At 73.9% G+C, this 17,052-nt stretch carries 18 protein-coding genes; 9 read left to right on the top strand and 9 right to left on the bottom strand.

Annotated features, from left to right (window positions below):
• Nucleotides 1-43 precede the first annotated feature (43 nt).
• Both ACFYO8_RS13210 and ACFYO8_RS13205 read left to right on the top strand, forming a co-directional pair.
• Nucleotides 44-721 carry a DUF5753 domain-containing protein gene (locus tag ACFYO8_RS13210; RefSeq protein ID WP_354866394.1) on the top strand — a complete coding sequence of 226 codons (678 nt, stop codon included), beginning with the start codon at nucleotides 44-46 and terminating at the stop codon, nucleotides 719-721.
• The gene (locus ACFYO8_RS13205) at nucleotides 712-903 is read left to right on the top strand and encodes a DUF397 domain-containing protein (protein WP_354866396.1); all 192 of its coding nucleotides are present in this window, start codon (nucleotides 712-714) and stop codon (nucleotides 901-903) included. Before ACFYO8_RS13210 ends, ACFYO8_RS13205 begins: the two co-directional genes overlap by 10 nt.
• Here the strand turns inward: ACFYO8_RS13205 and ACFYO8_RS13200 are convergent.
• Nucleotides 878-1,039, bottom strand: coding sequence for a hypothetical protein (locus tag ACFYO8_RS13200; protein ID WP_354866398.1), 162 nt, complete (start codon nucleotides 1,037-1,039; stop codon nucleotides 878-880). The genes ACFYO8_RS13205 and ACFYO8_RS13200 overlap by 26 nt on opposite strands.
• A gap of 112 nt (nucleotides 1,040-1,151) precedes the next feature.
• Nucleotides 1,152-1,526 (bottom strand): VOC family protein, encoded by a 375-nt coding sequence (locus ACFYO8_RS13195; protein WP_354866400.1) that lies wholly within the window; start codon nucleotides 1,524-1,526, stop codon nucleotides 1,152-1,154.
• A gap of 173 nt (nucleotides 1,527-1,699) precedes the next feature.
• On the opposite strand from ACFYO8_RS13195, the gene ACFYO8_RS13190 reads away from it, so the two are divergent.
• The 4 genes from ACFYO8_RS13190 (at nucleotide 1,700) to ACFYO8_RS13175 (ending at nucleotide 5,123) form a co-directional block, all read left to right on the top strand.
• Nucleotides 1,700-3,469 (top strand): proline--tRNA ligase, encoded by a 1,770-nt coding sequence (locus tag ACFYO8_RS13190; RefSeq protein ID WP_354866402.1) that lies wholly within the window; start codon nucleotides 1,700-1,702, stop codon nucleotides 3,467-3,469.
• 54 nt (nucleotides 3,470-3,523) lie between these two features.
• Nucleotides 3,524-3,943, top strand: a complete 420-nt coding sequence (locus tag ACFYO8_RS13185) for a CBS domain-containing protein (RefSeq protein WP_354866404.1) — start codon at nucleotides 3,524-3,526, stop codon at nucleotides 3,941-3,943.
• A 101-nt stretch (nucleotides 3,944-4,044) separates the two neighbouring features.
• Nucleotides 4,045-4,470: a SufE family protein gene (locus tag ACFYO8_RS13180; protein WP_354866406.1), complete on the top strand. Its 426-nt coding sequence runs from the start codon at nucleotides 4,045-4,047 to the stop codon at nucleotides 4,468-4,470.
• A 20-nt stretch (nucleotides 4,471-4,490) separates the two neighbouring features.
• Nucleotides 4,491-5,123: a DsbA family oxidoreductase gene (locus ACFYO8_RS13175; RefSeq protein ID WP_354866408.1), complete on the top strand. Its 633-nt coding sequence runs from the start codon at nucleotides 4,491-4,493 to the stop codon at nucleotides 5,121-5,123.
• Nucleotides 5,124-5,159: 36 nt separating this feature from the next.
• Here the strand turns inward: ACFYO8_RS13175 and ACFYO8_RS13170 are convergent, their stop codons facing one another.
• The 4 genes from ACFYO8_RS13170 to ACFYO8_RS13155 form a co-directional block, all read right to left on the bottom strand.
• Nucleotides 5,160-5,708: a YbaK/EbsC family protein gene (locus ACFYO8_RS13170; RefSeq protein ID WP_354866774.1), complete on the bottom strand. Its 549-nt coding sequence runs from the start codon at nucleotides 5,706-5,708 to the stop codon at nucleotides 5,160-5,162.
• 60 nt (nucleotides 5,709-5,768) lie between these two features.
• Complete coding sequence (locus ACFYO8_RS13165) at nucleotides 5,769-5,966, bottom strand: hypothetical protein (RefSeq protein WP_354866410.1); 198 nt, start codon at nucleotides 5,964-5,966, stop codon at nucleotides 5,769-5,771.
• Between the two features lie 36 nt (nucleotides 5,967-6,002).
• Nucleotides 6,003-6,782, bottom strand: a complete 780-nt coding sequence (locus ACFYO8_RS13160; protein WP_354866412.1) for an NAD(P)H-binding protein — start codon at nucleotides 6,780-6,782, stop codon at nucleotides 6,003-6,005.
• 210 nt (nucleotides 6,783-6,992) lie between these two features.
• Nucleotides 6,993-8,369, bottom strand: a complete 1,377-nt coding sequence (locus tag ACFYO8_RS13155; RefSeq protein ID WP_354866414.1) for an MFS transporter — start codon at nucleotides 8,367-8,369, stop codon at nucleotides 6,993-6,995.
• 195 nt (nucleotides 8,370-8,564) lie between these two features.
• Between ACFYO8_RS13155 and ACFYO8_RS13150 the strand changes: the two genes are divergently transcribed.
• Nucleotides 8,565-13,076 carry an HAD-IC family P-type ATPase gene (locus tag ACFYO8_RS13150; RefSeq protein WP_354866416.1) on the top strand — a complete coding sequence of 1,504 codons (4,512 nt, stop codon included), beginning with the start codon at nucleotides 8,565-8,567 and terminating at the stop codon, nucleotides 13,074-13,076.
• Entirely contained in the window at nucleotides 13,066-13,854 is a 789-nt protein-coding gene (locus ACFYO8_RS13145; RefSeq protein WP_354866418.1) for an MBL fold metallo-hydrolase, read from the top strand. The genes ACFYO8_RS13150 and ACFYO8_RS13145 overlap by 11 nt, the downstream gene beginning before the upstream one ends.
• Nucleotides 13,855-13,860: 6 nt before the next feature.
• Here ACFYO8_RS13145 and ACFYO8_RS13140 read toward each other — a convergent pair whose 3' ends face one another.
• Both ACFYO8_RS13140 and ACFYO8_RS13135 read right to left on the bottom strand, forming a co-directional pair.
• Complete coding sequence (locus ACFYO8_RS13140) at nucleotides 13,861-14,808, bottom strand: L-threonylcarbamoyladenylate synthase (protein ID WP_354866776.1); 948 nt, start codon at nucleotides 14,806-14,808, stop codon at nucleotides 13,861-13,863.
• Nucleotides 14,809-14,973: 165 nt separating this feature from the next.
• On the bottom strand, nucleotides 14,974-15,576 hold the full coding sequence (locus ACFYO8_RS13135) for a helix-turn-helix domain-containing protein (protein ID WP_354866420.1): 603 nt from the start codon (nucleotides 15,574-15,576) through the stop codon (nucleotides 14,974-14,976).
• A gap of 65 nt (nucleotides 15,577-15,641) precedes the next feature.
• On the opposite strand from ACFYO8_RS13135, the gene ACFYO8_RS13130 reads away from it, so the two are divergent.
• A complete protein-coding gene (locus ACFYO8_RS13130; protein ID WP_354866421.1) occupies nucleotides 15,642-16,232 on the top strand; it encodes a dienelactone hydrolase family protein in 591 nt (196 codons plus the stop codon).
• A gap of 80 nt (nucleotides 16,233-16,312) precedes the next feature.
• On the opposite strand, the gene ACFYO8_RS13125 is transcribed toward ACFYO8_RS13130, so the two are convergent.
• Nucleotides 16,313-16,915, bottom strand: a complete 603-nt coding sequence (locus ACFYO8_RS13125) for a PH domain-containing protein (RefSeq protein ID WP_354866423.1) — start codon at nucleotides 16,913-16,915, stop codon at nucleotides 16,313-16,315.
• Nucleotides 16,916-17,052 lie beyond the last annotated feature (137 nt).

The raw sequence follows: 17,052 nt of genomic DNA, 5'->3' as shown, positions 1-17,052 counted from the left end.
CCGGGAAAGGGCCGGGAGACCGGCGGCCGACCGGGGAGGGCGTGTGGAGAACGAGCCGACCGCCGAGTTGATCCGCACACAACTGCGGCGGCTGCGCTTACGGGCCGAGCTGAGTCAGGAAGAGTTCGGGAAACTGGTGCACTTCTCCGGCTCCCAGGTGTCGGCGGTCGAGCTGGGTCACCGGCCGCTGGACCGGTTCTTCCTGCGCCGCGCCGACGAGGTGCTGGGCACGGGTGGGTTGTTGATGTCATTGCTCACGCTCGCCGAGCGCGACACGGACGACATGCTCGCCGAGCAGGAAGCAGAACGGCGGCTCGCGGTCCGACTCGACCGGCAGGCAGTGCTCGCCGTCGCCGATCCACCTAAGTTCGTCGCGGTGATCGAGGAGACCGTCCTGCGCCGCGCCGACGAGAGCTTTCGCGGGTTGATGAGCCAGCAGGTGGCGCACCTGATTGAGGCGAGCAGCCACCCGCACATCGCGATTCACATCATTCCGGCAGACGTGGGCCTGCATATCGGACTGACCGGGCCGTTCACCCTCGCTCGGGGCGCCGACGGGGGTTGGCTCGGCTACCTGGAGAACCAACTCGGCGGAACAGTGATCGACAAAGATGAGGACGTAGCTATCCTGCTGTCCAGATGGGAGAGCGTCCGAAGCGAGGCACTGTCCCGCCGGCAGTCGATCGAGCTGATGAAGGAAGTGGTCGAGTCGTGGAGCTGATCGGCGCGGTCTGGCGCAAGTCCACCCGCAGCGGCCAGAGCGAGTGTGTCGAGGTGGCGGACAACCTTGCCGGTGTGGTCGGGGTGCGGGACAGCAAGGACCCGACCGGGCCGGTGCTCACCTTCACACCTGATGCCTGGCGGTCCTTCATCCGCGTCAGCCGGAGCCGCGCACCGCGCTGACCAGGACGGTGTGCTTGCGTACCCGGAAGGCGCCCTCGGCGTCGATGCGGGCGCCCACCACCTCCCGCGCCGCCGCCTCCTGCGCTGCGGTGAGCGACCCGATCATGCTGGCGATGTAGGCCAGGATCGGCTCCACGGCCGGAACCGCCAACTCGTCCGGGAGTGCAGCGCCATGCGGGCGGTCAGGTTGCCGGTCGTCGTCGCGTACTGGCTGGTCGCGCGAGCCGACGGAGTGGCGCCACCGGTCATCAGAGATAGAAGCAGAACGGGTGACCCACCGGGTCGAGGAGCACCCGGACGTCGTCCTGCGGCTGGAAGTCCGGCAGCGTCGCGCCCACCGACACCGCGTACGCCACGGCCGCCTCCAGGTCGTCGACCTTGATGTCCAGGTGGACCGACATCTGCTGGTCACCGGGACCGGCCGGCCACACCGGCCGCACGTAGGCCGACTCGTCCTGGAACGCCAGCCAGTGGCCGCCCTCCGGCGGGGCGAGCACGACCCACTCGGGTTCTTCCTCGTGCCGGATCCAGCCGAGCAGCCGCTCGTAGAACGCGGCCAGGTCCTCTGCGGACGGCGCGTCCAGCACCGTGGTCGTCAGCTTCATCAGCGGTCGCTCAGCCATGCCGCATTCCTACCCCATCCTCGCGGCATTTTCTGGCCCGTCCGCGCCACCTCGGCGGGGTGGCGGCATCCGGTTGGCGTCGATACCGCCACCTCGCCGAGCTGGCGACGAGCGGTCCACACGGACACCGAAAGGGGTCGCCCGGCCGTCCACTCGCGCCATAAGCTGCGGCAATGCTGCTGCGCATGTCGACCCTGCTGCTCCGGACCCTGCGCGAGGACCCGGCCGACGCGGAGGTGCCGAGCCACCGGCTGCTGCTGCGCGCCGGATACGTCCGCCGGGCCGCGCCGGGCGGCTACACGTGGCTGCCGCTGGGCAAGCTCGTGCTGGACCGGATCACCGCGATCGTGCGGGACGAGATGACCGCCATCGGCGACCAGGAGGTGCACTTCCCGGCGCTGCTCCCGGCCGAGCCGTACCGGACCAGCGGGCGGTGGACCGAGTACGGGGACGACATCTTCACGCTCGCCGACCGCAAGGGCGCCGAGCACCTGCTCGCGCCGACCCACGAGGAACTGGCCGCGCTGCTGGTGAAGGACCTGTTCACGTCGTACCGGGACTTCCCGGTGACGCTGTTCCAGATCCAGACCAAGTTCCGCGACGAGGCCCGGCCCCGGGCCGGTCTGCTGCGCGGGCGCGAGTTCCTGATGAAGGACGCCTACTCGTTCGACCTGGACGAGACCGGGCTCCAGCAGGCGTACGACCGCCACCGGGCCGCCTACGAGCGCGTCTTCACCCGGCTCGGGCTGGACTTCACCACCGTCCACGCGATGTCCGGCGCGATGGGTGGCTCCGCTTCGGAGGAGTTCCTGGCCGCCACGCCGGTCGGCGAGGACACGTTCGTCGGCTGCACCGCCTGCGACTACGCGGCGAACACCGAGGCGGTGGTGACCCGCGCCCCGGCCGCCGGTGACCCGGACGCGCACCCGTCCACCGAGGTGCACGACACCCCGGAGACGCCGACCATCGCCGCCCTGGTCGAGCTGGCCGAGGCCCGCAAACTGGGCGGGCGCACCGGCTGGACCGCCGCCGACACGTTGAAGAACGTTGTCCTCACGGTCCGCCGACCCGGTGCGGAGCAGGCCGAGCTGTTGGTGATCGGGCTGCCCGGCGACCGCGAGGTGGACCTCAAGCGGGTCGAGGCGGTGCTGGCCCCCGCCACCGTGGCGGTCTTCGAGGACTGGGACGCCCACCCGGAGTTGGTCCGCGGCTACATCGGGCCGCAGATCCTGGCCAAGCACGGCATCCGCTACCTGGTCGACCCTCGCGTGGTGTCCGGCACCGCCTGGCTGACCGGCGCGAACGAGCCGGGCCGACACGCGACCGACGTGGTGTGCGGGCGCGACTTCGTTCCGGACGGCACGATCGAGGCGGCCGAGGTGCGGCCCGGCGACCCCTGCCCGGCCTGCGCCGACGGCGAGCTGACCATCCGGCGGGGCATCGAGGTCGGGCACATCTTCCAACTCGGCCGCCGGTACACCGACGCCTTCGCGGTAGACGTGCTCGGCCCTCAGGGCAAGCCGGTCCGGCCGACGATGGGCTGCTACGGCATCGGCGTGTCCCGGGCGGTCGCCGCCGTGGCCGAACAACACCACGACGACAGAGGGCTGGTCTGGCCGGCCGCTGTCGCGCCGTGTGACGTACACCTGATCGCCGCCGGGAAGGGGCCGCAGCTCGACGCGGCGCTCGACCTCGGCGGGCGGCTCGCCGCCGCCGGCCTGCACGTGCTGGTCGACGACCGCACGCACGTGTCCGCCGGGGTGAAGTTCACCGACGCCGAGCTGATCGGCATCCCGCGCGCCGTCGTGGTCGGCCGTCGCCTCGCCGAGGGGTACGTGGAACTGCGCGACCGGGCTACCGGTGAGCGCACCGAACTGCCGGTGGAGGCCATCGTGGAGCGATTGCGCGACGAGGTACGCGCGACGCACCGCGACGGGGTGTAGCAATCGCGCCACCGGGTACCGCAAACGGATCGACCGAAGCGTTCGGAGGCTCTCATGTTCCGCGTCAGTGACGTCATGACCAGGCAGGTGGTCTACCTCCCGGCAGAGACCCCGTTGGACGAGGCGGCCCGGGTGATGAAGGAGTCGGACATCGGCGATGTGGTGGTGACCGACGGTGCCACGCTCGCCGGCATGCTGACCGACCGCGACATCGTGGTTCGGGCGGTGGCCGAACGCGCCGACCCCGGCAGCACGACCATCGGTTCGATCATCACCCGCGAGGTGGTGATGATCGAGCAGAACTGCACGGCGAACGAGGCGGCGGCGCTGATGCGCGAGCGCAACATCCGCCGGGTGCTCGTGTGCGACAACGAGCGCAAGCTCGTCGGCATCGTCTCCCTCGGTGACCTCGCCATGCAGCTCGACCCCCAGTCGGCGCTCAGCGACATCAGCGAGGCGGCACCGAACATGTGAGGGCGGGCCCCGCTCGCGTGACGCGGGGCCCGCTCGGCACCGTCGCAGGCCCCGCTCGACACCGTCGCGTGGCGACGCGCGGCGGCGGATAGCCTCGACCCATGCCCGAGATGCCGACCAAGCTGGCCGAGATCGTCGACGAGTTCGCCGCCGCGCCCCGCGACGTCGTCCTGGAGATGCTGCTGGAGTTCTCCGACGTGATCCCGCCCCTGCCCGAGGGCGTGAGCCGGGAGGAGCTGGAGCAGGTCCCCGAGTGCCAGACCGCGTTCTTCCTGCGCGCCGAGGTGAACGCGGACAAGACCGTGAGCACCGTCTTCGACTGCCCGCCGGAGGCGCCCACCACCCGCGCGTTCGCCGGCATCCTCGCCGAAGGGCTGGCCGGGGCGAGCGCCGAGGAGGTGCTGGCCGTACCGGACGACCTCTACCAGCGGATGGGCCTGGCGCAGGCGATCAGCCCGCTGCGGGTACGCGGCGGCACCGCCATCCTGGCCCGGCTCAAGCGCCAGGTCCGGGAACAGATCTCCTGACCGGCGGGTTGTCGCTGGTCATGGACATCGAGATCTACGCCGACGTGGTCTGCCCCTGGTGCTGGATCGGCAAGCGCCGGCTGGAACAGGCACTGGAGTCGTACGACGGCGAGGTGAACGTCCGGTTCCGGCCGTTCCAGCTGGACCCGACGCCGGTCACCGAGCCGAAGCCGCTGCTGGAGGCGCTCGGCGACAAGTTCGGCGGGCGGGACAAGGCCGAGGGGATGGCCGCGCACGTCACTGGTGTCGCCGCGGGCGCGGGCCTCGACCTGCGGTTCGACCGCGCCGTGGCGGCGAACACGTTCGACGCGCACCGGCTGGTGCGGTTCGCCACCGAGCACGGCCGCTCCGCCGAGATGGTCGAGCGGCTCTACCGGGCGCACTTCCACGACGGCGTCGACGTCGGCTCGACCGACGCGCTCGTCACGCTGGCCGGTGAGGCCGGGTTGGACGAGAGCGAGGCGCGGCAGTACCTGGAGTCGAACCTGGGCCGCCGGGAGGTCGCCGCCGACCTGAGCACCGCCCACCAGCTCGGCGTCTCCAGCGTGCCGACGTTCGTGCTGGCCGGGAAGTACGCGGTCACCGGCGCCCAGGAGCCGGAGACGCTGCTCGCCGCGCTGCGCGAGGTGGCGCAGCGCGAAGCGGCAGCCTGATGTTTCACGTGGAACAAGATCGATGCGGATGAGGACCTAGGCCGGCTTGGCCAGGTCCTCCACCACCCTCGCCCCGGGCAGCGCGCCGAGCGCCGGCCCGGGCAGGGCGATCTTGCTGTGCCGTACGCCCGATCCGATGATCACGTGCGGCGTGGCGATCACCCGGGAGTCGACGAGGATCGGCCAGTCCGCCGGCAGGCCGATCGGCGTGATCCCGCCGTACTCCATGCCGCTCAACTCGACCGCCTCGGCCATCGGCGCGAAGCTCGCCTTGCGTACGTCGAGCAGCTTGCGGACCACGCCGTTCACGTCGGCGCGGGTGGTGGCGAGCACGACGCAGGCCGCGTACCGGGTCTCACCGCCACGCTTACCGGCGACCACCACGCAGTTTGCCGACTCCGCCAGCCCCACCTCGTACGCCTCGCAGAAGGCGGCGGTGTCGGCCAGGTCGGCGTCGATCGGGGCGACCAGCACGTCGTCCACGTCCACCGGGGCCTCGGCCGGCCACACCTGCACAACCGCGGCGACCGGCGGGGCCAGCAGGTCGAGCCGCGTCCGGGCCGGCTCCGTCTTCAGCGTCCCCATCATGCCGCGATCCTCGCACCCGCCCTGCGGATCGGCCCGCCGGACCCCGGCCCTCGCCCTTCAGTTGGGATTGCTGAGGAACGCGTTCTCCTGGGCGAAGTCCCGGCTCTCGGCGGTGGTGAGCTGCCGGCGGCGCAGCACCTCGGGACGGTTCGCCTCGGCGTCCTCGATGCCGTGCCGGACGCCGACCCGGATCACGCCGTAGAGGAAGACGAACCCGAAGACGTAGAGGACCACTGTGGCGACGAAGACCAGCATGCGGTCACCGTAGGCCGGTGCTGACCCGACCGTTTCTCATCTTCCGCCGGTTCCCCCGTACGTGTCCGCCAGGTAGTCGGCCCAGGTCCGGGTGCCGGTCGGCGTGGCAGTCGTGGTGAGCCCACCCGCGCGCAGTTCCCGCCCGAGACGGCCGGGGATCCGGACCGGCAGCAGCGGACGACGTACCCGGCGGGCCGCCAGCCAGGCGCGGGCCGCCTCGTCGAAGCGCAACACCTCCGGTCCGCCGAAGTCCTCGATCCGGTTGGACGGCCCGGCCAGCAGCAGGACCGCGAGCCGGTCCGTCACGTCGACCGGGTCGACCGGCTGGGCGAGCACCGCGCGGTCCCCGATCACCGGGCCGAGCCGGCTCGCGCCGCTCAGCAGCCCGGCCAGGAACTCCGGGAACTGAGTCGCCCGCAGCACGCTCCACGGCACCGGTCCGGCGGCCACCACCTGCTCGGCCGCCAGCTTGTGCCGGTAGTAGCCGAGCGGCACCCGGCCGACGCCGACGATCGAGACGAACACCAGGTGGCGCACCCCGGCGTGCCCGGCGGCCACGGCCAGACGGCGGGTGCCGAGCACGTCGACGTCGTGGGTACGCCGCTGCGGCGACGACGCCAGGTGCAGCACCGCATCCATCCCGGCGACCGCCTCCGCGAGTCCGGCGCCGGTGGCCAGGTCGGCGGTCACCCACTCGACCCCGTCCCCGGTACGCGGCCGGCGGCTGACCGCCCGCAGCGTGAAGCCCTCGTCCCGCAGCCGCGGCACCGCCACCCGGCCGAGCCGCCCGGTCGCCCCGGTCACCAGCACCCGCATCGCCACTCCTTCCACAAACGCGCAGCCGCCACACCGCGGCTCCACTCTGGGACGGAACGCCGACCCGGATCGTGACAGTCGCCGGCCCGGCATCGCCCTCACCTGATCCTGCGCCATCCGACGGTCCGCCCGGCCCGGATCACCCCGCCCGCCTCAGCCCCGCCCGCCCCTCCTTGATCAATCGGCGAGGAGGGGCGGGCGGTGGGGTGGTCAGGGGGTGGGGCGGGGAACCACTCGGCCGGCCACGGCCAGGCCGAGCAGGCCGCAAACGGCGGCCACGGCCAGCGTGGTCGCGTAGCCGGCCGGGCCGGGGGACGAATTGGCGGCCAGGACCGCGCCGGTCAGCGCCAGCACGGTTGCGGCGGCGAGCGAGTCGCCCAGTTGCAACGCGGAGCTGTTGCGTCCCTGCTCGGCCGGGGCGGAATGGGCCAGGGTGAGCACCGACAGCGACGGATAGAGCAGGCCCATGCCCAGCCCGGCCACCGACCAGCTCAGCACCGCCGGCAGCACCGGCAGCTCTGGGAGCAGCGCGGACGCCACGCCCGCCGTACCGATCGTGATGCAGGCCAGCCCGGCCCGGGGCAGCGTCGCCGCCGAGCGCGGTGAGCTGATCCGGCCCTGGATCCACGAGCCCACCGACCAGGACAGCGCCCCGACGGTCAGCACCAGGCCGGCGCCGGTGGGCGAGAAACCGCGCTCCCGGGACAGCATCAGCGGGATCACCACCTCGGCGGCGACGAACGCCGCCGACGCCAGCGCGCGCAGCCCGATCACCGTCGGCAGCCCTCGTGCCGCGCGCAGGAACCCGGCCGGCAACAGATGCGGTACGCAGGCGAGCAGCCCGGCCAGCGCCGCGGCGATCAGGCCGGCGGCGAGCGCGCCGCGCTGCTGCCCCCCGTAGTGCAGCAGTGCGGCGCTCGCCCCCGCCCCGCAGGCCCAGCCGAGCCGCGCCAGCGCGCCGGCCGGTGGGCGGGTCGCCACGGTCCCGGTCAGCGCCCGCAGCCCCGGCTGGACCAGCAGCGCAGCCGGGATCGCCACCGCCGGCACCGCCAGGAACACCCACCGCCAGCCCAGGTGTTCCACGATCAGCCCGGCCAGTGCCGGGCCGACGAGCGAAGGCACCACCCACGCCGCGGCGAACGCGGCGAAGATCCGCCGCCGCAACTGCTCCGGGTACGCCTGACCGACGACCACGTAGAGCGCCACCGAGACCAGTCCGGAGCCGAAGCCCTGCACCACCCGCCCGACGACCAGCACTTCCATAGTCGTCGCGGCACCGGCCACGACCAGCCCGGCGACGAACCAGACGACCCCGTGCCACATGGCCGGGCGTGGTCCGCGCGCGTCGCACCAGATGCCGGAGGCGACCATCGCCACCACGCTGGAGGCGAACGGGCCGCCGAACGCCAGCGCGTACAGGCCGAGCCCATCGAGGCTGCGTGCCACGGTCGGCATGGCGGTGCCCACCGCCAGCGCCTCGAACGCGAGCAGGGACACCAGGGCGACGCTGCCCACGGTCATCGCCCGCAGGCGCGGCGACCACAGGTCGACGGGTGGATCAGTCGGTACGGCGGCGGTGCTGGTCATGGCGTTCAGCCTCGGCCCTCACCCCCGGTTGAGGTCAACTGTGTCGCGCGTCTCGTCCGCCCGGGGACGCCGGGAACGGCAGGACACCCGGAACGGAGGGAACGGTGGCGCACACGCCGAAACTTCTGCCGTCGGGGTGGCATGACGGACGCCGCGCCGGGAAGTCGGGCCGCCGGGACGAGACCGGGAGGCGAGATGGCGCTGGCACGGTTCGCCGGCCTGCTGCTGTCGCCGACCGCCGTACCGGGAGCGGCCGCGCGCGTCGCGCGTACCGTCGGATCGGCCCTGCCCACGGACGCCGTGCCGGCCCGGGTCACCGAGGTTGCGGGCAGTGTCGGTACGGCCGCGGCCCGGCTGGCCCGCCTCACCGGTCTGACCAGCCGACGGGTGTGGTCGCACGACGGCCGGCACCACATCGAGGTGCACGGCGTCTGCCAGGACGGCGGCGACCGGCTGGCCCGCCAGGTGGAGGCGGCGCTGGAGTCGATGCCGGGCGTCACCTGGGCGCGGGTCAACGCGCCGTCGGGCCGGGTGGTGGTGGCCACCGGGGAGCCGGCGCCGAGACTGCGCGACCTGATCGCCACCGTGGCGCGCGTCGAGCGGGCCAGCCCGTACGAGCCGGACCCGGAGATCGAACCGCCGCAGCCGCCCGAGGACGGCCCGCGCACCGCGCGGACGTTCGGCGCGCTGCTGTCCGACGCCCTCGGGTTGAGCATCTCCGCGGCCACCCGGGTGCTGCCGCTCACCCCCGTTCCGGCCGAGGTGGCCGGGCTGCTCGGCGCGGTCGACCTGCACCCGAAGCTGCACACGCTGGCCGGGCTGGGTATCCGCGCCGACCCCCGGGCCGAGGTGCTGTTCCCGCTGGCCGAGGCGGTGGTGCAGGGTCTCACCGGCGGCTGGGCGGGCATCGTGCTCGACGGCGCACAGCGCGTGGTGCAATGGGGCGAGGGCGCCGCGCAACTGGTCGCGTGGCGGCGGGCCGAGCCGCACCTGACCGGTGACCCGGAACGGGCTGTCGCCCGAGTGCCGGACAGCGAGCGGCCCTGCCCGGTGCCGGACGGGCAGCCCGAGCGGTACGCCAAGCGGGTGCTTCCGGCCGGCGCGGTCGCCGGGGCGGCGGCGCTGCCGGTGCTGGGGCCGAAGCGGGCCGCCGCGCTGGCGCTGTCCTCGCTGCCGAAGGCGCCCGGCTCCGGCCGCGAGGGGTACGGCGCCCAGCTCGGCCGGATGCTCGCCCGGCGCGGCGTGATCGCGATGGACCGCAGCGTGCTGCGCGAGCTGGACCGGATCGACACCGTGGTGCTGGACGCGGCGGTGCTCGGCTCGGACCGGGGCATCCTGGCCGATCTCGCGCCGCTGGCCGACGCCGACACCGGGCAGGTGGCCGCCCGGGCGTTCGCGTTGTTCGACCCGGCCGAGCCGGACGCGGTACGCGCCGCCGACGGCTGGCGGATCGGCCCGCTGGACCGCCTCGGTGCCGACGATCCCGGTGACACCCCGGACAGCGCCCGGCTGCGCGCCGACGGTGGACGGCTGCTCGGGCTGGCCGGGAACGGCCGGCTCGCCGCCGTACTGCGGATCGAGCCGGAGCCCGCGCCCGGGGTGGACGCGCTGGCGTCGGCCGCCCGGCAGGCGGGCCTGCGGCTCGTGGTCGGCGGCGCGGACGACGGCCGGTACGACTTCGCGGACCTGCTGGTGCCCGGTGGTCCCCGGCTCGCCGACGGGGTGCACGACCTGCAACGCGAGGGCGCCGTGGTGATGGTGGTCTCCGGTGAGCGGTCGGCGCTCGCCGCCTCGGACTGTGGCCTCGGCGTGTACGGCCCGGACGACCTGCCACCGTGGGGCGCGCACCTGCTCGTCGGCGACGACCTGCGGATACCCGCCCTGCTCATCGACGCCGCCGGGGTGGCCCGCCGGATGACCGCGCAGAACGTCCGGATCGCGATGGCCGGCAGCGGGCTGGGCGCGCTCGCCGCGTTCACCGCGGACCGGCGACGGCTGCCCCGCCCGGCCCTGGCGGCGGTCAACGGCGCGGCGGCGCTCGCGTTCGCGCACGGCGTGTTCCGGGCGCACCGGCTGCCGGACCGTACCGGAGCCCCGATGCCCGCGCTCACCGCCTGGCATCTCATGCCGGTGCAGACCGTCCTGGACCAGCTCACCACCGACCCGTCCGGGCTGGCCGAGGAGGAGGCGGTCCGTCGCCGCCGCGTCGAGGTCGGGGACGAGCACGGCCCGGCCGGACTGCTCCGCGCGTTCGTGGAGGAGCTGTCCAACCCGCTCACTCCGGTGCTGGCCGCCGGTGCGGTGCTCTCCGCCGCGTTCGGCTCGCTGGTCGACGCGGCCCTGGTCGGCGGCGTGGTGGGCGGGTCGGCGCTGGTCGGCGCGGTGCACCAGCGCAACACCGAACGCTCCCTGGCCGAGTTGCTGTCCCGTTCGGCGGTCACCGCCCGGGTGCTGCGCGACGGCGCCGAGCGGGTGGTGCCCGCCGAGGAGCTGGTACGCGGTGACGTGATCACGGTCAGCTCCGGGGACGCCGTACCGGCCGACTGCCGGGTGCTGACGAGCGACGGGCTGGAGGCGGACGAGTCGTCACTGACCGGCGAGTCGCTGCCGGTGCTGAAGAGCCCGGAACCCGTGGTGGCGGCGGCCATCGCGGAACGGCGCTCGATGCTGTTCGAGGGCACCACCGTGGCCGCCGGGCACGGCACCGCGGTGGTGGTGGCCACCGGCGCGGAGACCGAGGCCGGGCGGAGCCTCGCGATGGCCCGGGAGGCCCCGCCCGCGAGTGGGGTGGAGGCGCGGCTGGGCAAGCTGACCAGCAGCGCCGTACCCATGGCGGCCGCTTCGGCGATCGCGGTGGCCGGGGCGGGGCTGCTTCGGGGCGTACCCCTTGCCGAAACGGCGGCGACCGCCGCGAACCTGGCCGTGGCGTCGGTGCCGGAGGGGTTGCCGTTCCTGGTCAGCGCCGCGCAGCTGGCGGCGGCGCGGCGGCTGGCCGAGCACGGCGCCCTGGTCCGCAACCCCCGGACCATCGAGGCGCTGGGCCGGGTCGACGTGCTCTGCTTCGACAAGACCGGCACGCTGACGGAGGGGAAGCTGCTGCTGGCCGGGGTGGGTACGGGCGACGGCCGGTACGCCGTGCTGGACGAACTGGACGAGCCGCTCCGGTCGACGCTGGCCGCCGCGGTGCGGGCCACCCCGGCCGCCGACGACCCGGACGAGTTGCCGCAGCAGACCGACCGGGCGGTACGCCACGGCGCGGATGCCGCCGGGGTGACCGAGCGGACCGGTGCGGCGGACTGGGCCGCGACGGCCGGGCTGCCGTTCGAGCCGTCCCGCGGCTACAGCGCCGCCGTCGGGCGGGCGGCAGACGGGCTGCTGCTGAGTGTGAAGGGCGCCCCCGAGTCGGTGCTGCCGCGCTGCGCGTCCCGGCGCACCGCCGGGGGTGACCGGCCGCTTGACGCGGCCGGACGCGAGGAGGTGCAGGCGATGCTGGCCGGGCGGGCGGGCGCCGGGCACCGCGTCCTGGCCGTGGCCGAGTGCCCGGTCTCCACCGAGCAGGTGAGCGACGAGCAGGTCGACGGCCTGGTCTTCGTGGGTTTCCTGACCCTGGCCGACGGGGTGCGGGACAGCGCCCGGCCGGCGGTGGCCCGGATCCGGGCGGCGGGTGTGCACACCATCATGATCACCGGCGACCATCCGGCCACGGCCGAGGCGATCGCCGCCACCATCAGCCCGGACGACGGCGGGCAGCGCGTCGTCACCGCCACCGACCTGGACCGGCTGGACGACGCCGCGCTCGCCGAGCGCCTGATGGCCACCGACGTGGTGGCGCGCTGCACGCCCGCGCACAAGGTACGCATCATCCAGGCGTTGCAGCGCCAGGACCGCACTGTCGCGATGACCGGTGACGGTGCCAACGACGCACCGGCGATCCGCCTCGCCGACGTCGGCATCGCGCTCGGCCAGCGCGGCACTCCCGCCGCCCGCGCCGCCGCCGACCTGGTGGTCACCGACGACCGGCTGGAGACGATCATCGCCACGCTGGTCGAGGGCCGGGCCATGTGGTCGTCGGTGCGGCACGCGCTGAGCATCCTGGTCGGCGGCAACCTCGGCGAGATCGCGTTCAGCGTGCTCAGCGCCGCCGCGACCGGCCGGTCCGCCCTGGGTGGCCGGCAGTTGCTGCTGGTCAACCTGCTCACCGACCTCGCGCCCGCGCTCGCCATCGCGGTCCGTCCGCCCGCCGACGACAGCGCCGACCACCTGCTGCGGGAGGGGCCGGACTCCTCGCTCGGCGTCACCATGACCCGGGAGATCGGGCTACGCGCGGCGTCGACCACGCTGGGCGCGACCGCCGGCTGGACCATCGCCAGGTGGACCGGCACCCGCCGGCGTGCCAGCACCGTCGCGCTCGCCTCCCTGGTCGGCACACAGCTCGGGCAGACCGTGCTGGCCGGCGGCACCAGCCCCAGCGTGCTCGCCGCCACCGCCGCGTCGGTTGGTGTGCTCGTGGCGGTGGTGCAGACGCCGGGTGTCAGCCAGTTCTTCGGCTGCACCCCGCTCGGCCCGGTGGGCTGGACCATCGCCACCGGCTCGGCGCTCGGCGCGACGTTCGCCAACGGCACGCTGACCAAGCTGATGGACCGCCTGCCGCAGCCCGGCTCGCATGGGCGTCCCGATCAGGGGTACGGCGAAGGGCATGACGCCTGAGGTGACGTTCGTCGGTACGGCGACGACTGTGCTACGGATCGGCCGCTTCACACTGCTCACCGACCCGAACTTCCTGCACCGGGGGCAGCGGGCGTACCTGGGCCGGGGCCTGTGGTCCAAGCGCAGCACCGATCCCGCGCTGACCATCCCCGAACTGCCCGCACTGGACGCGGTGGTGCTGTCCCACCTGCACGGCGACCACTTCGACCGGGTCGCCCGGCGTGGACTGGACCGGGCGCTGCCGATCCTCACCACACCTCAGGCCCAGCGGAAGCTGCGCCGCTGGGGCTTCGGCGCGGCGGAAGGGCTGCCCACGTGGCGCGCGTACGAGCTGCACCGGGGCGACGAGACGCTGCGGCTGACCGCGCTGCCCGGCCAGCACGGGCCCGGGCTGCTGGACCACGCGCTCCCCGACGTGATGGGCAGCCTGATCGACCTGGAGGAGGGCGGGCAGCGGCGGTTCCGCCTCTACGTCACCGGGGACACGCTGCGCCGCCCGCAGCTCGCCGAGATCCCCGCCCGCTTCCCGGACATCGACGCCATGCTGATCCACCTCGGCGGCACCCGCATCGCGGGCATCCTGCTCACCATGGACGCCCGGCAGGGCGCCGACGTGGTCGAGCTGATCCGGCCGCGACTCACCGTGCCGATCCACTATGACGACTACCCGGTGTTCCGGTCCCCGCTGCGGCACTTCGTCGAGGAGGCGAGGCGACGCGGCTTCGCCGGCCAGGTCCGTACCGTCAGTCGTGGCGAGACGGTCCCCCTGACGCCCTGACGGTTCCTAGTGCCAGGTGGCGGCGGCCCGGCGCAGCCGGTCGTTGATCGCCCGGCCCACGCCGGTCTCCGGCACCGGCTCGGCGACGATCTCGGTCACCCCGGCGGCGTCGAGCCGGTGCAGCGCGTCGAACAGGCGCGCCGCCGCCGCAGTCACGTCGCCGTCCGGCGACAGCACCTCCACCGCCGCCCAGTCACCGTCCGCCGGTGGCTCCCGGAAGGCCAGGAACCCCCGCCGGCCACCGCCGGGCTCGGCCGCCGCGCCCAACCGCAACGGGGTACGCGGGGCGTAGTGCGCGGCGAGCGTCCCGGGCGCGACCGGCTGGCCGGAGCTGCCCTGGCGCACCTCGACCGGGCCGACCGCGTCGACCAGCGCCTCGACCGGCAGCGCGCCCAGTCGCAGCACCACCGGCCGCTCGCCCCGGGCGTCCACGATCGTCGACTCGATGCCGCACCGGGTGGGCCCACCGTCGAGCACCACGTCCACCGCGCCGCCCAGCCCGGCCACCACGTGCTCGGCCCGGGTCGGGCTGAGCTGGCCGAACCGGTTGGCGCTCGGCGCGGCCACCGGCACACCGGCCGCCGCGATCAGCGCCCGCGCCGACGGCTCGTCCGGCACCCGTACCGCCATGGTGTCCAGGCCGGAGGTGACGATCGGTGGGATGATCTCCGGCCGGTCCACGATCAGGGTGAGCGGGCCGGGCCAGAACCGCTTCGCCAGCGCGGCCACCGCCACGGGCACCTCGCCCACCAGCGCGGCCAGGTCGGCGGCGTCGGCCAGGTGGCTGATCAGCGGGTCGAAGCTGGGCCGGGCCTTCGCCTCGAAGATCCGCGCGGCGGCCCGGGCGTCCAGCGCGTTCGCGCCCAGGCCGTAGACCGTCTCGGTGGGGAAGGCGACCAGCCCGCCGGCGCGCAGGACGGCGGCTGCCTCGTCGATGCCGTGTTCGGCCGGCAGGACGCGCGGGGATCCGGTGCTCACACTTCCGACGCTAGCCTGCCCGCGTCGCTCTCCCCGCAGGACCCCGAGGGCACGCCGCCTACCCGCCGTGGTGGGGCCGGGCGGGTCGTGCGGCCGGGCGCGTCGCGGCGGACCAGACATCTCTCTTTCGCCCAGGTGCCGTCATGGCCCGGATTCAGTTGCCGGGTCGGAGGCGGATTCCACGTCGGGGAGCGTGGGGGCGTCGGTCGGGTAGAGGCCGGCGGCGAAGCCGTACACCTGGTCACCGGCCCGGGGAATCTGGGTGAACCGCCGGGCCAGCGCCTGGACCTCCGCCCAGAACTCCCGGACATCCTCGATCGGGATACGGGCGTGCACGAGCGTGCACCGCAGCTCGTCGGCGGCGTGCGCGGCAGCCGCTTCGGCGGCCGCCTCCGCCAGCCCGTTGATCCCGGCTGCCACCCGCTTGTCCTCGGGCCGGCTGAGCGCGCCGACGTAGTAGGTGCGGGCGACGCGCCCGTAGAACCGCTCCTCGATGGCACGTACCCGCCGGGTCCGCACCACGCGCAGCAGACCGGCGTCCACCAGTTGGTTCACGTGGTAGGCCACGCTGCTCTTGGGCCGGCCGACGGCACCGGCCAGCTCGTTCACGGTCGCGGCGCGTTCCAGGAGAAGTTCCAGCAGCGTGCCGCGCAGCGGGTCGGCGAGCGCACGCAACTGCTCCGCGGCGGTCACCACGAGCAGGTCGTCGAGGTCGTAGTCCGGGATCCGCTGATTGACCGACATTTCTCGACCGTTCTAAGATTCTGGTTCGTTCGATAACTCTGGTTCGACAATCCAGGAGTGTAGTGATGGCCGAGATCGTGCTCTTCCACCACATTCAAGGGCTCACCGACGGGGTACGCGCGCTCGCCGACTCGCTGCGCTCCGGCGGGCACACCGTGCACGCCCCCGACTTCTTCGACGGCGAGCGGCCGGCCACCGTCGAGGACGGCTCCGCACTGGTCAAGCGGATCGGCGGCGACGTCCTCGACCAGCGCGCGGACGCGTTCGTCGCCGACCTGCCCGCCGGCCTCGTCTACGCGGGCGTGTCCTTCGGCGCCGCGACCGCCCAGCGGCTCGCCCAGACCCGGGCCGGTGCCCGGGCCGCCCTGCTCTACGAAGCCTGCCTGCCGGTCACCGGCGAGTGGGCGATCGGTCCCTGGCCCGACGGGGTCGCGGTGCAGGTGCACGGCATGGAGCGGGATCCGTTCTTCGGGCTGGAAGGCGACGTGGACGCCGCCCGCGAGCTGGTGTCGATCGTCGGTCCCGAGCGCGGCGAGCTGTACGTCTACCCCGGCGACCGGCACCTGTTCACCGACAGTTCGCTGCCCTCGTACGACGCCGACGCGACCGCGCTGGTGGTGAGCCGCAGCCGCGATCTTCTCAACCGGCTCGGCTGACGCCTACCCGTCACCCCGCAGCCGCGCCAGGGCCGCCGCGTATTCGGCGCCGGTCAACACCCCACGCTCGTACTGCCTGGTCAGCGCGTGGATGTCACGCGCTGCGCGGCGCTCGGAGCGGGTCTCCGGATCTGCTCCGGCTCGTCCGGACGGTCGGCGGGGACCGGGTCCGGCGCCGGGCTCTGCTCCCGGGGCCGGGCGTTCCGGTGGCACTCCCGCAGGGCCGCGAGGATCTCGTCGTAGTGCTCCGGCCAGGTGACCAGCCGGGTCAGCTCCGGGCGGAACGGCCGGATGAGGGAGCCGGACTGCAGCGGCGTCTGCACCGGATCGCCGTCGATCCGCTCGATGACTATCGCGTCGCGTCCCATGTCGAGACCCAGTATCGAACCGGCACCGCTGCGGATCTCCGCAACCGACGCCCACGGCACGGTGGTCGTGTGGAACAGCGAGCGCGAGCGTACGCCGGCGTCGCTGACCCAGACGCCGAGCATCGCGCGGCGGACCCCGACGGCGAGGCCGGAGGCGGCGGTCCACACCCCGCAGAACGTCGCCTCCGGAACCGACAGCAAGCCACGAAGGCCACCGAGCACGAAGAAGACCAGGAGGCCGGCCGTGACCACCGCGCTGCCCAACGCGCCGCCGGTGGTCAGGTCCAGCGAGTACGGACGCCGCCACACCATCATGCCGCCAGGGTGACCGATCGTGTCCAGCGGTTCGCCGCCGAGTCACGGCGCACTCCTGGACCGGCTCGACCGGGGTGGCCCACGGTCACCGGCCCCGCGAGCGTCCACGACGAGCCAGGCCGGCTCAGGGCTCCGCC

It is taken from the genome of Micromonospora sp. NPDC005257 (genome assembly GCF_042872445.1).
Lineage (GTDB): Bacteria > Actinomycetota > Actinomycetes > Mycobacteriales > Micromonosporaceae > Micromonospora.
Note: the sequence above shows the minus strand (reverse complement) of the source record. Positions and strands in the feature narration are given on the sequence as shown.

Coding starts and splice junctions, on each gene's coding strand:
- ACFYO8_RS13195 (WP_354866400.1), bottom strand. CDS start 1,526: ATGGCTGAGCGACCGCTGATGAAGCTGACGACCACGGTGCTGGACGCG.
- ACFYO8_RS13190 (WP_354866402.1), top strand. CDS start 1,700: ATGCTGCTGCGCATGTCGACCCTGCTGCTCCGGACCCTGCGCGAGGAC.
- ACFYO8_RS13185 (WP_354866404.1), top strand. CDS start 3,524: ATGTTCCGCGTCAGTGACGTCATGACCAGGCAGGTGGTCTACCTCCCG.
- ACFYO8_RS13180 (WP_354866406.1), top strand. CDS start 4,045: ATGCCCGAGATGCCGACCAAGCTGGCCGAGATCGTCGACGAGTTCGCC.
- ACFYO8_RS13175 (WP_354866408.1), top strand. CDS start 4,491: ATGGACATCGAGATCTACGCCGACGTGGTCTGCCCCTGGTGCTGGATC.
- ACFYO8_RS13170 (WP_354866774.1), bottom strand. CDS start 5,708: ATGGGGACGCTGAAGACGGAGCCGGCCCGGACGCGGCTCGACCTGCTG.
- ACFYO8_RS13165 (WP_354866410.1), bottom strand. CDS start 5,966: ATGCTGGTCTTCGTCGCCACAGTGGTCCTCTACGTCTTCGGGTTCGTC.
- ACFYO8_RS13160 (WP_354866412.1), bottom strand. CDS start 6,782: ATGCGGGTGCTGGTGACCGGGGCGACCGGGCGGCTCGGCCGGGTGGCG.
- ACFYO8_RS13155 (WP_354866414.1), bottom strand. CDS start 8,369: ATGACCAGCACCGCCGCCGTACCGACTGATCCACCCGTCGACCTGTGG.
- ACFYO8_RS13150 (WP_354866416.1), top strand. CDS start 8,565: ATGGCGCTGGCACGGTTCGCCGGCCTGCTGCTGTCGCCGACCGCCGTA.
- ACFYO8_RS13145 (WP_354866418.1), top strand. CDS start 13,066: ATGACGCCTGAGGTGACGTTCGTCGGTACGGCGACGACTGTGCTACGG.
- ACFYO8_RS13135 (WP_354866420.1), bottom strand. CDS start 15,576: ATGTCGGTCAATCAGCGGATCCCGGACTACGACCTCGACGACCTGCTC.
- ACFYO8_RS13130 (WP_354866421.1), top strand. CDS start 15,642: ATGGCCGAGATCGTGCTCTTCCACCACATTCAAGGGCTCACCGACGGG.
- ACFYO8_RS13125 (WP_354866423.1), bottom strand. CDS start 16,915: ATGATGGTGTGGCGGCGTCCGTACTCGCTGGACCTGACCACCGGCGGC.